Here is a 14741-nt window from a genome sequence, read left to right as displayed (position 1 = left end):
ACACCGGCACTCACGACGCAGCACAGAGCGGGGAGGCTTCGCCGCCGCCCTCCTCAAAGGCAGTTGCCACCTTCATCTCCTCGGTGACGGCGTCGGATCGTGCGATCACCTCCCCGCGGAAGAAGGCCGGTGCTCGGACGTACTGCACAAGCATCAGCACCACACCCAGGAGAATGAGGGCGAGGGTGAGGACGAAGACGAGACCGACACCGAAGACCTGCGATCCCGATCCGTACTCCGGGTCGAGGGAGTCCTTCAGGGTCAGACCGAGCAGTGAGAAGAGGATAAGACCTCCCAGCCCCGGCGAGACCAGTGTGAAGAAGAAGCTCCTCACTGAGCAGAACCATTTCCCTCGGAAATACCACACCGCGGCGAATGCGGTGAGCCCGTAGTAGAAGGCGATCATCGCCCCCAGGGTCTGAACCGTGTCCCACAGGACGGAGGTGGACACGAAGCGCAGCAGCGTGTAAAAGGTCGAGGCGGCGATCGCCGAGACGACTGTCGCGCGACCAGGGGTGAGGAAGCGCGGAGAGATCTCACCGAGCTTCTCCGGCATTGCTCCGTAATATCCCATCGACAGTAGGGTGCGGGCGGGAGAGACGAAGGTGGACTGCAAGGACGCCGCCGACGAGATCAGCACCGCCGTCGACATGAGGATCGCAAACGGCCCCAGAACCGGTCTGGCCAAGGCGAAGAAGACATTGTCCTGGATCGCGGGATTGCCCAGTCCTATCCCGTCCTTCCCCAGGCCGGCGAACATCATGGATCCGACCGTGACGAACATGTACACCGAGACAATGGTCATGACGGTGAGCACGGCAGCGCGCCCGGGGGTAGAGCTGGCGTCGTCGGCCTCCTCGTTGACCGTCAGCGACACATCCCAGCCCCAGTAGATGAACAGGGACAGGGAGACTCCCGCCACAAAGGTCCCTAGCGAGTCGACGGCGAACGGATTGAACCACTCAAGCTTCAAGGGCGTCGGATTGACGGCGGTCCCGGCGAAGTAACGGTAGATGGCCACCGCACCGAAGCCGAGGAACACCGTCAGCTGAAACCCCACCAACCAGTACTGGAGCTTCTGGGTGGTCTGCATATCGCGGTACGCGATCCAGGTCGCCAGCGTGATGAAGACCAGGCAGGTGAGGGTGTTGACCCATACGTTGTCGGCGAGATCCGCAATGGCGGCTCTGCGAGTCACCTGTGCGAGCAACAGGTAGAAGAAGTCGACGGCGATGGCCGCGAGGTTCGACAGGACGACGACGGTCGCCACAATCAGCCCCCATCCGTTCATCCACCCGATCCACGGACCGAAGGCACGTGTCCCCCAGGTGAAGGAGGTGCCCGAGTCGGGCATCGCCGCATTGAGCTCTCGGTAACCGAAGGCGACCAGGAGCATCGGGACGAACCCGACGAGGAAGATCGCCGGCACCTGTTCGCCCACCTCTGAGGCTGTCGGCCCCAGTGCGCCAGTGAGGGTGTACGGGGGCGCTATGCAGGACACGCCGATGATGATGGCGCCGAGCAGACCGACAGAGCCCTCGGCCAGTCCTTTCTTCGACAGCCCGCCTCCGGAGCTCGCGGTCGCCGCGCTCATGTCGCACCCCCGACGTCGGCAGCGTCAGCTGGGACGGCGACGAGCGGCACGGGCAGGACACGCAGGATCTTGTTGGCGTCCGGCCCCAGGAACAGGCGCCCGCTCTGGGCCAGCCGCGCCGACCCCAGGAAGGCCAGCTCGTTCCTGCTCCACTCCATGGTCAGCACGGCGGCGCTCATGCTGTGGGCGTGGACGATCTGGACACGCTGGTCATCCAGTCCCTTGAGATCCAGGCGCACCTCGGCGAGCAGGGCCTCGGTCCGCTCCCCGATCTCCGCGGTGTTCTGCGAGTCACCGGTGGCCACCGTGACGAGACGCAACGGGACACCGGCTCTGTCGGCGAAGGTCCTGGCCTTACTGAGCACCCCCCTCCACCGGCCGGACTCCCCCAGCATGACCGTGATGCGTGAGAGCCCGTCGATAGGGGCGTGCCTCATGCCGCGCGGGGACAGGGCGACCGGAACAGTCGAGGAGTTGAGCAGTGTCTGCCCCACGGAGCCGAGGGACACCCGCCCCAGGACCCCGTGACGGCCTCCACCGGCGACGAGCAGGTCGGCCTTGAGCTCCTCGGCCGAGGCGATGATGCCCTCGGGGAAGGAGAGGCTGTACCGCAGGTACTTGCTCACCGGCACACGGGGCTGATGCTCCTCCATGATCTCCGACATCCAGTCGTCGACCTGCGTAGCAACGACGTCCTGGAAGGCGTGATCGGTGACGTCAAGGACATAGCGCCCCTCACCGCCCCTGACGACGGTGACGAGATCGAGCGGGCACGAGAACGCTTCAGCGAGAGACACCCCCAGGTGATAGGAGTCTCGACCGCCGAGCGAGTTGGTGAAGGCCGTCAGAATGCGCATGAGGGTGACCTCCTGTTCGCTTCCGCGGCGTCACAGGGCACTCATGACGTGCTTGATACGTGTGTAGTCCTCCACGCCGTAGACGGAGAGGTCCTTGCCGTAGCCGGAGCGTTTGAATCCGCCGTGCGGCATCTCCGCGACGAGGGGGATGTGGCAGTTCACCCAGACGCACCCGAAGTCCAGGTCCCTGCTGAATCGCAGGACGCGCTGGTGGTCGGTCGTCCAGATGGACGAGGACAGGGCGTAGTCGACACCGTTGGCCAGGGCCAGGGCCTCGTCGTCGGAGGAGAACTCCTGAACGGTCAGCACCGGCCCGAAGACCTCCTGCTGCACGAGCGCGTCGTCCTGCTTGAGACCTGAGATGACGGTGGGCGCGTAGTAGTACCCGCTCTCGCCGACGCGGTGGCCGCCGGTCAGCAGGTGGGAGTGCGCGGGCCGCTCCTCGACGATCTTCTGCACGGAGGCGAAGTGGCGGGCATTGTTCAGGGGTCCGTAGAACGCCTCCTCCTCGGGAATCGGGCCGGTTCGCAGGGACTCGGCGTGACGCACCAGCGCGTCGGTGAACTCCTTGGCCACCGAGGCCTCGACCAGGACGCGGGTGGCAGCGGTGCAGTCCTGCCCGGAGTTGAATATCCCTGCGGCGGCGATGCCCTCGGCAGCCGCCTCGATGTCGGCATCGGCGAAGACGACGGCGGGGGCCTTGCCTCCGAGCTCGAGGTGAACGCGGGTCACGTTGCCGGCCGCCTGCTCGGCGAGATCCGAGCCTGCGCGCACAGATCCCGTGAGCGCAACCAGCCCGGGCACCGGGTGAGCGCTCATGAGGCGCCCGGTCTCGCCGGTGCCGAGTACCAGGTTGAAGACCCCGGGAGGGAGGATCTCACTGGCGATCTCAGCGAAGACGATGGCGCTCTCGGGCGTGTTGGCACTCGGCTTGAGCACCACCGTGTTGCCTGCGGCCAGGGCGGGTCCGACCTTCCAGATGAGCATCATGAACGGGTAGTTCCACGGGACGATCTGCCCGACGACGCCGATGGGCTCGCGGCGAATCTGCGAGTTCAGACCCTCGGCGTACTCGCCCGAGGCGACACCCGACTGGAGTCGGGCGGCTCCGGCGAAGAACCGCAGCTGAGAGGCCCCTGTCATGACTTCCTCCGCCCGGATCATCTCGGCGAGCTGACCGGTGTTGCGACGCTGAGCCTCGACGAGACGGTCGGCATTGGCCTCCAGGGCGTCGGCGAGCCGGAGCAGGAACCTCTGCCGTTCCGCCGGCGTTGTCAGCCGCCAGCTCTCGAAGGCCTTGAGGGCCGCGTCGTAGGCGGCGTCGACATCGGCGGACCCTGAGACCGGGCACTGCGCCACGACGTGCTCCGTTCGGGGATCCACGACGTCGAACGTGGCATCGGTGGTCGCCGGAATAAATCGTCCGTTGATAAAATTCTGGAGGAGAGGAAGGCTCATGTGAATCACTCTGCTTCTTAGCTTTGGCGGGACGTCGGTGTCGAGATGAGAAGTGTCGAGAGTCGAAAAATTGAGACGGCTCAGGCCTCTGCTGCCCAAGCTCACGCCGGACCCGTGCAGGCCACATCGCCGCAGGCGCCCGACGCGGTACAAGTCATGCGACCACAATGCGGGCTAAGGTCCTAGGTGACGGCATCATAGTAAACACACACAGTCGAGCATGTCGAACGTCACGTTCTTTACTTCACAGAACCGCACCAACATGCGGAAAAGTCGCCAGCACGCAAGACATTGGATCGTTACTTCATCAAAAAATGTAATGCAAACCACAAATTTGCCCGCTGCTCGGCGTCCTCGATGTCGACGCCGAGCGCTCGGCGCAACCGTACGAGGCGTGCGGGGACGGAGTTGCGATGCACCCCCAGATGCTCGGCGATGCGCTGCACCGTCCCTCCCTCGCTGAGGTAGATCTCCAGCAGCTCGAGCAGCTCGGGCTGATCGACGACGCTCCCGAGGCGAGTGCGGGCGAAGGCTCGGGCCCGATCCTCGTCCAGGAGGTCCGTGACCGACGGCAGCCCCGAGGCCTCCCAGCGCACCGGCTGTCCGAGCCGCCGAGCACCGGTGCAGACGGACAGCGCCTGCTGTGCGGCCCGCGGCAGGTCGGTGATGCCGACAGGACCGCTGACACCGATCCGCATCCGCCCCGTCCATGGCATGACACGACCGTCCTCGAGAAGCGCAGGAACACGCTCGGCCTCACCGAGGATGGTCAGGCGGGCGCCTCCCCGGTCCGTGCACCACAGAAGCCGCTTCCCCGCCGGGGCCCCCCGACTCTCGACGAGCAGCCGGGCCAGCGCCGTGGAGAGCCCGGCAACAGCGGCGCTGCCGCCCTCGAGGCAGATGACACGCCACTGATGACGGCCACCGGCGCCGGCCATCGATCGCCGTGGCGGAGACGGAAGGCGTTTGAGGACGAGATCCTGGGCCTGATCGGCCAGGGCCATCCCCTGCGCGACCTCGCCCGACAGGAGATGCTCGGCAGACGCCCCCACGAGCTGGAGGAGCCATCCGGTGAAGGCCTTGGAGGACTCGGCGATGAGATTCAGAAACGACCAGGCGAGATCGACCCCCAGGGTCTGGGCGCGTGTGAGCGTCTGCCGCTGCACGGTCACCAGGTAGCTCTCGGGCTCCCCGGTGATGCCGACAGGACGGACGACCAGCCGCGTCTCACCGAGACCGACCGCCCCGGCCCCTCGCATCCCTCCCGGACGGATCCTGTCGATGCACTCGGCGACCTCGTCGTCGATTCCCGGGGCCGCTGGACCGAAGGGACCGACCACCGTGCGTCCCGTGGCGTCCCGCAGTGACACCTCCCCCCGGAGGATCGAGGCCAGGGCGCGCATGATCGCGCTCTGGTTGTCCTTGGCGGCTGCGCGCGTCAGCTGCTGCAGGACCAGGGTCTCCTCGTCGCCCGCCCCCTCGGCGCCGATCTCCGGCCCGGCTGCCTGAAGCATGGTCCCCACGTCACGGCTGATGGAGGCGAAGGAGACCTCGAGAGGGACCTCGAGGAGATTGAGACGTCCTATCCGGCAGGCTTCGCGCAGGTCCTCGGGCACCGTGTCGAAGGCGATGCCGGTTCCCAGTCCGAGTGCGGCGACTCCGGCCTCGACCAGTGACGCCACGTACTCCCGCCATGTGCCCGCCTCGGCGTCGGCCATGACAAGGCCCGTGGTGAGAACGAGCTCACCGCCCTCGAGGTAGGACGCCGGCTGGAGGAGCTCGGTCGCGACGACCCAGGTGACCGCGGCGCTCGGTGCGGGCAGGAGCACCGCGCGAACCCCCAGGTCCGCTCGATCCATGAGATCCGATACCAACAGCATGTCTGGATTCAAACACCGTTCTATGCATCATGCACAGGATTCACAAAATCTTGTGCAGCACGCTTAGGTGCTCAGCCCAAGGGGCGGGCATAGCCTGAAGCAGAACTCATCGCCGAGCACGTTTCTACGACATCCCGGAGTGCTCTGTTCCAATGCAGATCTCCGCCCGTCACGACACACTGTGAGGTCCACATGGCAACGCTGCCCCAGACCATTCATCTCGCCACTCCTCTGCCCGGTCCCGAGGCCCGCACCCTCGACGAACGCGCCGGTACCGCGCTCCCGCGCGCCCTGACCGCCGCGATGCCGACATTCGCACGGCGCACGGACCGCGGTGTCCTGGAGGACGTGGACGGCAATCGTCTCATCGACTTCGGATCAGGCATCGCGGTGACAACCGTGGGCGGCGCTGCGGCGCCCGTCGCCGCGGCGATCCAGGAGCAGGCCGAGAACCTGACGCACACCTCCTTCGCCGTCACGAGGTACGCCGGATACATCGAGGTCGCCGAACGCCTGAACGCCCTGACCCCGGGCAGCTTCCAGAAGAAGACCGCGCTGTTCAACTCCGGGGCGGAGGCCGTCGAGAACGCCATCAAGCTCGCCCGCAGGCACACCGGCCGCCAGGCCGTCGTCTGCTTCGACCACGCCTTCCACGGACGCACCTCCCTGACCATGGGACTGACGGCCAAGGTCGCCCCCTACAAGGGCGGTTTCGGCCCCTTCGCCCCGGAGCTCTACCGGGTCCCCGGCTCCTACCCGTACCGCGATGGACTGGACGGCGAGGCCGCCGCCGAGCGCGCGATCAGTCAGATCGAGAAGCAGGTGGGGGCGTCCTGCGTCGCCGCTGTCATCATCGAGCCCATTCAGGGCGAAGGCGGGTTCATCGTTCCGGCGCCCGGCTTCCTCACCGCGCTCCAGCGCTGGTGCCATGACAATGGTGCGGTCTTCATCGCCGACGAGATCCAGTCGGGAATCGCACGCACCGGGGCGTGGTTCGCCTGCGACCACGAGGGAGTCGTTCCCGACCTGGTGACGACCGCCAAGGGCCTGGCCGGGGGCATGCCGCTGTCAGCGGTCACCGGTTCGGCCGAGATCATGGACTCCGCCGGACCGGGTGCCCTCGGCGGCACCTACTGCGGCAACCCCCTGGCCTGTGCCGCCGCCCTGGCGACCCTGGACATGATCGAGGAGCACGATCTCCTTGAACGGGCCCGCGCGATCGGTGAGACCGGCATCCGCCTGATGGAGCAGTGGAAGGCGAAGGACCCCCGCATCGGCGAGGTCCGGGGCAAGGGCGCCATGATGGCTCTCGAGCTCGTCGACCCCGTCTCACAGAGGCCCGACGCCGCACTGACCGCCGCTGTCGCGCAGGCCGCGCGCTCACGCGGTCTGATTCTGCTCACCTGCGGCACCTACGGCAATGTCATCCGCCTGCTGCCGCCGGTCACCATGCCGGACGAGCTGTTCACCGAGGGTATGGAGATCCTTGAGCAGGCACTCCGAGACCAGCACTGATTCACTCTTCCACCCACGTTCCACCCACGTCTCCAGGCCGCACCGGCCTCAGATCACGACGCCCCACCCGACCGACCCAGGAGGTAGCTCCATGCCCTCGACCTCTCAGCCCCTCGCCGATGCTCGGGCGCAGCTCGCCGAGGCGATCCAGTTCCTCGGCTTCGACGACGGAATGCGCCGCATGCTCGAAACCGCCCGTAAGGAGGTGACGGTCTCGATTCCGCTGCGACGCGACGACGGCACGATGGAGCTGCACATCGGCCACCGCGTCCAGCACAACATCTCTCGCGGCCCAGCGAAGGGAGGAATCCGTTACTCCCCCAACGTGGACCTCGACGAGGTCCGAGCGCTGGCCATGTGGATGACATGGAAGTGCTCTCTTCTCGATCTGCCCTACGGCGGAGCAAAGGGAGGGGTCCAGGTGGACCCGCGGGCCCACTCGGAACGAGAGCTCGAGCGACTGACCCGACGCTACACCTCGGAGCTGATCCCCCTGATCGGCCCCGACAAGGACATCCCGGCTCCCGATATGGGGACCGACGAGCAGACCATGGCCTGGATGATGGACACCTACTCGGTGGCCACCGGGCACACGGTGCTGGGAACCGTCACGGGCAAGCCGGTCAACCTCGGTGGGTCACAGGGGCGGGCCGCCGCCACCTCCCGCGGCGTCGTCTACTCCGTCCTCAACGCGATGGAGAGCATCGGAGTGAATCCCTCACAGGCCACCGCGATCGTTCAGGGCTTCGGCAAAGTCGGTCGCGGCGCTGCTCGCTTCCTCCATGAGGCGGGCGTGAAGGTTCTGGCCGTGGCGGACGTCTACAGCACGATTCGCAACGACAAGGGCATCGACATCCCCGCGCTCGAGGCCTTCGTGGATGAGACCGGCACCGTCGACGGGTTCCCCGGCGCGGACCCGATCCCTGCGAGCGAGCTGTTCGCCGTCGCCTGCGACGTCGTCGTCCCTGCGGCCGTCGAGGGGGTCATCACCGAGCAGACCGCGCCGATGATCGATGCCAAGCTGGTCGTCGAGGGCGCCAACGGCCCGACGACACCAACGGCCGATGCGATCCTGGCCGACAAGGGGATCCTCGTCGTGCCGGATATCCTGGCCAACGCCGGGGGCGTCATCGTGTCCTACTTCGAGTGGGTGCAGGCCAATCAGTCCTACTGGTGGACCGAGCAGGAGGTCAATGAGCGCCTGCGCACCAGAATGGACAAGGCCTGGAACGAGGTCTCGGACTTCTCCAAGGATCACGGGCTGTCGCTGCGCACCGCGGCGACGACGATGGCCGTCAAACGCGTCGCCGAGGCCCACGTCTCCCGTGGTCTCTACCCGTGATGCGCAGCAGGCGACAGGCGATACTCAGGGAGTACAACCATGGCTGACACACGACCCGGCGCGACAAGTGACACAGCGGCGGCGTACACGACCCTTGGAGCCCACCCGGCTCTGGCCGACTACCTGCGCAGGATCCGTCCCGAGGAGGGGATGCTCCTGGGCGGGCGGATGACGGCAGCGTCCGACGGCGGAACCTTCGACGTCGTCGACCCCGCCAGCAACGCCGTATTCGCACGCTGCACGGATGCGACTCCGGCGGATGCCGCACGCGCCGTCGACGCGGCCTCCGAGGCGCTGCCGGCATGGAGCGCCACCCCGCCCCGGCAGCGCGCCGAGCTGCTGCGGACCCTGTTCGACCTCATGGTGGGACAGGCCGAGGAGCTCGCGGTGCTCATCAGCGCCGAGAACGGCAAGTCGGTGGACGACGCCAGGGCGGAGGTCCTCTACGCGGCGGAGTTCTTCCGATGGTTCTCCGAGGAGGCGGTGCGCACCGAGGGCGGTTTCGGCTCCTCCCCGGCAGGCGGGACCCGGACGATCGTCACGCACCGGCCGATCGGGGTGGTCGCCATGATCACCCCCTGGAACTTCCCCGCGGCGATGGGGACCCGCAAGATCGCCCCGGCCCTGGCCGCCGGGTGCACGGTGGTGCTCCGCCCCGCATCTCTCACGCCCCTGACGGCGGTGGCACTGGGACATCTGGTCCTCCAGGCCGGCGTGCCGGCGGGCGTCGTGAACATCGTGCCCTCGAGCCGTTCCGTGGAGGTGTCGACGACGTGGCTCGAGGACCCCAGGGTCCGAGCCGTCTCCTTCACCGGGTCGACCCAGGTCGGCCGTGTACTCATGAAGCAGGCGGCGGAGAAGGTGCTGGTGTCGTCCATGGAGCTCGGGGGGAACGCGCCCTTCGTGGTGGCGGCAGACGCCGATATCGACGCCGCGGTGACGGGCGCCGTCCAGGCCAAGCTCAGGGGCGGTGGCGAGGCCTGTACCGCCGCCAACCGCTTCTACGTCCACCAGGACGTCGCCCAGGAGTTCACCGAGAAGTTCTCCGCCGTCGTCCGCGACCTGAGGGTCGGGCCGGCTCTGGCGGACGAGGCGAGCCAGATCGGCCCCCTGGTGACAACGGCTGCGCGCGACAAGATCAACGCCCTGGTGGACCGGGCGGTGGCCGGGGGCGCCGTCGTCTACGCCGAGTCCTCCTGGCCCCGGGAGTCTCCGGGGGCGTTCCTACCGGTGCGGGTCCTGACGAACGTCGCCCCCGACGCGGAGATCGTGCGCACCGAGATCTTCGGCCCCGTCGCCCCGATCGTCACCTGGGACGATGAGGACGAGCTGCTGACGTGGATCAATGACACCGACTACGGGCTGTCGGGCTACGTCTTCTCCCGCGATCTCGGGTGGGCGCTGCGCCTGGCCGAGCGCATGGAGGTCGGGATGGTCGGCGTCAACCGTGGGCTCGTATCCGATCCCGCCGCCCCCTTCGGCGGCGTCAAGCAGTCCGGTATCGGGCGCGAGGGCGCGCGCGAGGGGATCCGTGAGTTCCAGGAGACTCAGTACTACTCGGTCGCCTGGAGCTGAGGCGCCCGCCCCGAGCAGTGCTCGAGCGTGAAGGTCGATGTCACCGATATGCGCTGGTGCCCCGGGCCGAGAGCCCGGGGCACCAGCGCATCGATGCTCAGGTCGTCAGTGGTTCAGGAGGTCTTGGGGTAGGCCTTCTGGACGGCCTCAAGCATCTCGAGGGCCGAGTAGTAGTCCAACCGGAAGGACGAGGGCGGCATGTACTGCACCTTGCCGCCGGTCACCGGGGCCGCCGAGCTGAAGGTCTCGTTGCTGGTGACGGCGTTCTTCGCGGTCTCGTCGGCGGCGATGACCACCCAGTTCTCACCGGTGAGTCCCGCCTGCACGTTCTCCGGCGAGAGCTGGACGATGTCCTTGCGATCACCCATGGACTGGTCGCCCTTGACGCTGTCGGGGACGGTGGCGATGGTGAAGCCCAGGTCCTTGAGGAGCTGGACCTGCGGGGCCTCCTCTGTGAAGGCGTTGGCGCCCTTGGTGCCGTCCCCGGGGACGGTGAAGACCGACGTCTTGCCCTGCGGGACGGCGATGGCGCTCTTGGCCTTCTCCGCCTTGGTGGTGTAGTCCTTGATGACGGAGTCGGCCTTGGCCTGGCGACCGGTGGCCTGTCCCAGGGTCTTGGTGACGTCCTGCCAGGAGTGCGAGCCGTAGTCGATGACGAGGACGGGGACCTCGAGCTGGCGCAGGCTGTCGACGACCTTGACGGCCGAGTCCTGCCCCGTCTTGGCGACGATGATGAGGTCGGGGTTGTCGCCGGCGACCGTCTGGGCGAGGCTGTCCTCGGAACCGTCGATGGCCTTGACGCCCTTGTCTGTGGCCTGCTTGGACCACTGGGTGAAGAAGCCGTTGTCGTCGGTCTTCTCATCCTTCTTCTTGGCCGGCGTCGAGGCGACCACCGGGGCGTCGAGGGCCAGGAGCGATCCGGTCAGGGTCACGGAGGTGGACACGATGCTCTTGGGCTCGGCCTTGATCTCGACGTCGACGCCGTCGTCCCCCTTGATGGTCACCGGCCAGGTGGCCTTGGCGGGGGCCCCGGACGATGCGGCACCGGAGGCCCCGGCTGAGGCAGCGCCGGAAGCCCCTGCGGAGCCGGCGGCCGTTGAGGCGGATGTCGAGCTGTTGGAGGAGCCGCAGGCCACCAGCCCGGTGCTCAGCACCATGGCTGCCACGGCGAGGAGGCCCTGCCTCAGGCGGCTGGCACGCCGCGAGGATGCGTTCATCTATCTGTGTTCCTTTCTTGTCCGTCCTGCTGGGAACGAGCAGTCGGGCTGGTTCCTGCCGAGGCGGGATCGGCAGAAGGCTGTGGTGCCGGACTTCCGACGGAGTCGGCGGGAGCGGCGGGGGTCGCGGCAGGGTCAGGGCCGGCCGGCGTGACCGCGCCCAGGTGGCGGGGAACCACCATGGGGGTGCCGGCCACCGGGTCGGGGGCGATGACGGCCGCCAGGCCGAAGACCTCCTCGATGAGGTCCTCAGTGAGGATCGTGCGCGGGGAGCCGGTGGTGCGGACCCGACCGTCGTGCATGACGATCATGTGCTCGGCGCAGCGCGCCGCCTGGTTGAGGTCGTGCAGGACGGCCACCACCGTGCGGCCGTCGGCGTTGAGACGGCGGCACAGCTGGAGGATGTCGACCTGGTGAGCCAGGTCGAGGAAGGTGGTGGGCTCATCGAGCAGGATCGTCTCGGTGCCCTGGGCCAGGGCCAGGGCGATCCACACGCGCTGGCGCTGTCCACCACTGAGCTCGTCGACGGCGCGGGTGGCCAGCTCGGTGATCCCCACCATCTCCATGGCCTCCTCGACGGCCTGTCTGTCCTGCCACGACCACTGGCGAAACAGGCCCTGGTGGGGGAAGCGACCGCGGGCCACGAGGTCGCGCACCAGCAAGCCGCCGGGCACGGTGGCGCTCTGGGGCAGCAGACCGACCCGGCGGGCGACCTCCTTGGTGCCCAGGCGAACGATGTCGGTGCCGTCGAGGAGAACCACTCCCCGGGCGGTCCGGTGCAACCGGGCCAGGGCGCGCAGCAGCGTGGACTTCCCGCAGGCGTTGGGCCCCACGATGGCGGTGAAGACACCGGCCGGGATGTCGACCTCGAGGTCGCGGGAGACCACGTGACGCTCGTAGGCGATGGTCGCGCCCCGGGCGGCCAGTCGGATCTCGGAGGCCTCCGCCCCGGCCGCCCCGGCCGCGGCGGGCGCGTCGTCTGGCGGGGTGGTGGGGTGGTCGGTGGGCCTGTCGGCGATCGGTCCAGTCACAGGGATCTCCTTCCGCGCGCCGCCACGGTCAGCGCCACCATGAGGTAGAGGCCGCCGACGGCGTTGGTCACCACGCTCACAGGCATCGACTCGAGCACCAGCTGGCTGAGCAGGTCGGCGCCCACCAGCAGAAGGCTCCCGGTCAAACCGCTCACCAGCAGCGGGGACTGCGGAGAGCCGGTGAGGAGGCGGGCCAGGTGGGGCGCCACGAGGGCCACGAAACCGATGGGCCCGGCCGCCATCGTCACCACCGCCACCAGCACGGTGCCCAGCAGGATGAGGACGGCACTGGCCCGGCGGGTGGGACTGCCCAGGATGGTGGCCACCTGCTCCCCCAGGGCCAGGACCTGCAGGTGCCGGCAGGCCAGCAGGATGAGGGCCACGGTGACCCCGACGGCCAGGCAGGTCGGGGCCACCACCGTCCACCGAGCCGCCCCGAGGGTGCCGGTGATGGCCTTGAGGGCCCCTAGGCCCTCGTCGTCGTCGACCCGCTCCAGCAGCCAGCGGTTGACGGAGATGAGCATGGAGCTGATGGCGATCCCCACGAGGATGAAGCGCAGCCCGGTGAACCCGCCGCGCAGAGAGACGAGGTAGGTCACCGCCCCCACGGCGGCCCCGCCGATGAAGGAGGCCAGGGAGGCGGAGAGCATGGAGCCGGGCAGGAGGAGGACACTGACCAGGATCCCGGTCTGCGCGCCCGTGCTGAAGCCGATGAGATCGGGCGAGCCCAGGGGGTTGCGGGTGATGGTCTGGAAGACGGCCCCGGCCACCCCCAGGGCCAGGCCTGCCACGAGTCCCAGCACGATCCGGGGCAGCTTCCACTGCACGACGACGACCTGGACGATCTTGCGCCCCTGCCCCTGGAGCGCGTCGATGACCTCCTGGGTGGAGAGGGGGAACTTCCCCAGGCGCAGGGCGACCACGGCCACCGCGAGGCTGAGAGTCAGCAGCATGAGGCCGACAATGACATGGCTCGGGGTGATGAGCGCCGACCAGCGGCCCACGACGATCCACAGGCGTCCGGCGTCGGCCCCCACGTGGAGGCTGCGGCTCGGGCCGGAGGCGGCGCGGGAAAGTGCCGGAGAGGCTGCGCGGTTCAGGCTGATTCTTCTCATGAGGCCCGGTCCTTCATCCTCAGGACCATGAGCAGCAGGACGGGCGAACCGACGAAGGCCGTCAGCAGACCGACCTGCATCTCGCCGGGGCGGGCCAGGACGCGGCCCAGGACGTCGGCGGCCAGGACGACGACGGGGCCGCCCAGTGCACACAGGGCCACGATCCAGCCCCGGTGGGGTCCCATGAGCCAGGAGGCCGTCAGCGGGGCCATGAGCCCGACGAACCCGATGGGGCCGGCCACTGTGGTGGCGGCGGCGCACAGGAGCGTGATGACCGTGAGGCTCAGGCCCTGCACGAGGCCGACCCGGGTGCCCAGGGCGGCGGCGACGTCGTCACCCAGGGCGATGTTGTCCAGGGCCCCGGCCAGAAGGAGGGCGGCGACGGTCCCCAGCACCACGAGGGCCGTCATGGGCAGCAGGGGGATGTCGGTGCGGGTCAGGGAGCCGATCTCCCAGCCGATGAAGGTGCGGAACAGGCTCGGCGTCGTCAGCACGACGCCACGGATGACCGCCCCGGCGAAGGCCGAGAAGGCGACACCGATGAGCACCAGGCGTACCGGCGAGGAGCTCGAGGCGCCGATCATGCCGATGATCTGGACGAGTGCGGTCGCCACCAGGGCTCCTCCTGCCGCCAGGGCCAGCTGGTCGGGGACCGCGAGCTCGCCGAGCGCGGCGGTTCCCAGGATGATGCCCAGCGAGGCGCCGGCGTTGACACCGAGCAGCCCGGGCTCAGCCAGGGGGTTGCGGGTGACGGCCTGCATCACCGCGCCGGCCACCGCCAGGGCGGTCCCGACGAGCACTCCGATGATGGTGCGCTGCACGCGCAGGACGTTGATGTTGTAGCTGACGTTGGAGGCGTCGGGGTGGAGCAGGTAGTGGGCGACCTGGCCTGCGGGGATCCGGGAGGAGCCGACGAACAGGGAGGCCAGGACGCACAGGACCAGCAGGACGGCTGCGATCAGGAGGATGGCCGGACGGCGCGCGACCACGCGAGCACTCCCCTCCGTCATCCTCTGAGAACGGGGGCGACGACGATCCTCGAGGACCCCAATCGACATCTACTCTCCCCACCCCAGATATGCAAAGGTAAACCTAACCTAAGGTGTCGACCGAGGTCTGTCAAACCTGGGCTGGCCTGTTGGTTTAATCAGTGCTCG

11 protein-coding genes are annotated in these 14741 nt (G+C 68.2%); 3 read left to right on the top strand and 8 right to left on the bottom strand.

Annotated elements, in window-relative coordinates; all coding sequences use genetic code 11:
* Window positions 1-10 precede the first annotated feature (10 nt).
* The 4 genes from FBF36_RS02760 to FBF36_RS02745 form a co-directional block, all read right to left on the bottom strand.
* Entirely contained in the window at window positions 11-1594 is a 1584-nt protein-coding gene (locus tag FBF36_RS02760) for an APC family permease (RefSeq protein ID WP_009396853.1), read from the bottom strand.
* Window positions 1591-2451 carry a universal stress protein gene (locus tag FBF36_RS02755; RefSeq protein ID WP_009396855.1) on the bottom strand — a complete coding sequence of 287 codons (861 nt, stop codon included), beginning with the start codon at window positions 2449-2451 and terminating at the stop codon, window positions 1591-1593. Before FBF36_RS02755 ends, FBF36_RS02760 begins: the two co-directional genes overlap by 4 nt.
* Window positions 2452-2481: 30 nt before the next feature.
* Window positions 2482-3909, bottom strand: coding sequence for an aminobutyraldehyde dehydrogenase (locus tag FBF36_RS02750; RefSeq protein ID WP_009396857.1), 1428 nt, complete (start codon window positions 3907-3909; stop codon window positions 2482-2484).
* A gap of 299 nt (window positions 3910-4208) precedes the next feature.
* Window positions 4209-5789, bottom strand: coding sequence for a PucR family transcriptional regulator (locus FBF36_RS02745; RefSeq protein WP_009396859.1), 1581 nt, complete (start codon window positions 5787-5789; stop codon window positions 4209-4211).
* Between the two features lie 192 nt (window positions 5790-5981).
* On the opposite strand from FBF36_RS02745, the gene gabT reads away from it, so the two are divergent.
* The 3 genes from gabT to FBF36_RS02730 all read left to right on the top strand — a co-directional run bounded on the left by gabT (window position 5982) and on the right by FBF36_RS02730 (window position 10221).
* Complete coding sequence (gene gabT / locus FBF36_RS02740) at window positions 5982-7304, top strand: 4-aminobutyrate--2-oxoglutarate transaminase (protein WP_009396861.1); 1323 nt, start codon at window positions 5982-5984, stop codon at window positions 7302-7304.
* Between the two features lie 91 nt (window positions 7305-7395).
* On the top strand, window positions 7396-8646 hold the full coding sequence (locus tag FBF36_RS02735) for a Glu/Leu/Phe/Val family dehydrogenase (protein WP_009396863.1): 1251 nt from the start codon (window positions 7396-7398) through the stop codon (window positions 8644-8646).
* 39 nt (window positions 8647-8685) lie between these two features.
* Window positions 8686-10221, top strand: a complete 1536-nt coding sequence (locus tag FBF36_RS02730; protein ID WP_009396865.1) for an NAD-dependent succinate-semialdehyde dehydrogenase — start codon at window positions 8686-8688, stop codon at window positions 10219-10221.
* 113 nt (window positions 10222-10334) lie between these two features.
* Here FBF36_RS02730 and fepB read toward each other — a convergent pair whose 3' ends face one another.
* Genes fepB through FBF36_RS02710 form a run of 4 tightly spaced genes read right to left on the bottom strand, consistent with a single transcriptional unit; the run spans window position 10335 to window position 14594 of the window.
* Window positions 10335-11438: a Fe2+-enterobactin ABC transporter substrate-binding protein gene (gene fepB / locus FBF36_RS02725; protein ID WP_009396866.1), complete on the bottom strand. Its 1104-nt coding sequence runs from the start codon at window positions 11436-11438 to the stop codon at window positions 10335-10337.
* Window positions 11435-12469, bottom strand: coding sequence for an ABC transporter ATP-binding protein (locus tag FBF36_RS02720; RefSeq protein ID WP_225792443.1), 1035 nt, complete (start codon window positions 12467-12469; stop codon window positions 11435-11437). The genes fepB and FBF36_RS02720 overlap by 4 nt, the downstream gene beginning before the upstream one ends.
* Complete coding sequence (locus FBF36_RS02715; RefSeq protein ID WP_009396869.1) at window positions 12466-13584, bottom strand: FecCD family ABC transporter permease; 1119 nt, start codon at window positions 13582-13584, stop codon at window positions 12466-12468. The genes FBF36_RS02720 and FBF36_RS02715 overlap by 4 nt, the downstream gene beginning before the upstream one ends.
* Window positions 13581-14594 (bottom strand): FecCD family ABC transporter permease, encoded by a 1014-nt coding sequence (locus FBF36_RS02710; protein WP_009396871.1) that lies wholly within the window; start codon window positions 14592-14594, stop codon window positions 13581-13583. The genes FBF36_RS02715 and FBF36_RS02710 overlap by 4 nt, the downstream gene beginning before the upstream one ends.
* Between the last annotated feature and the right edge of the window lie 147 nt (window positions 14595-14741).

The sequence above is a fragment of the Actinomyces sp. oral taxon 171 str. F0337 genome, assembly GCF_005696555.1.
In the GTDB taxonomy this organism is placed as follows: domain Bacteria; phylum Actinomycetota; class Actinomycetes; order Actinomycetales; family Actinomycetaceae; genus Actinomyces; species Actinomyces oris_E.
Note: the sequence above shows the minus strand (reverse complement) of the source record. Positions and strands in the feature narration are given on the sequence as shown.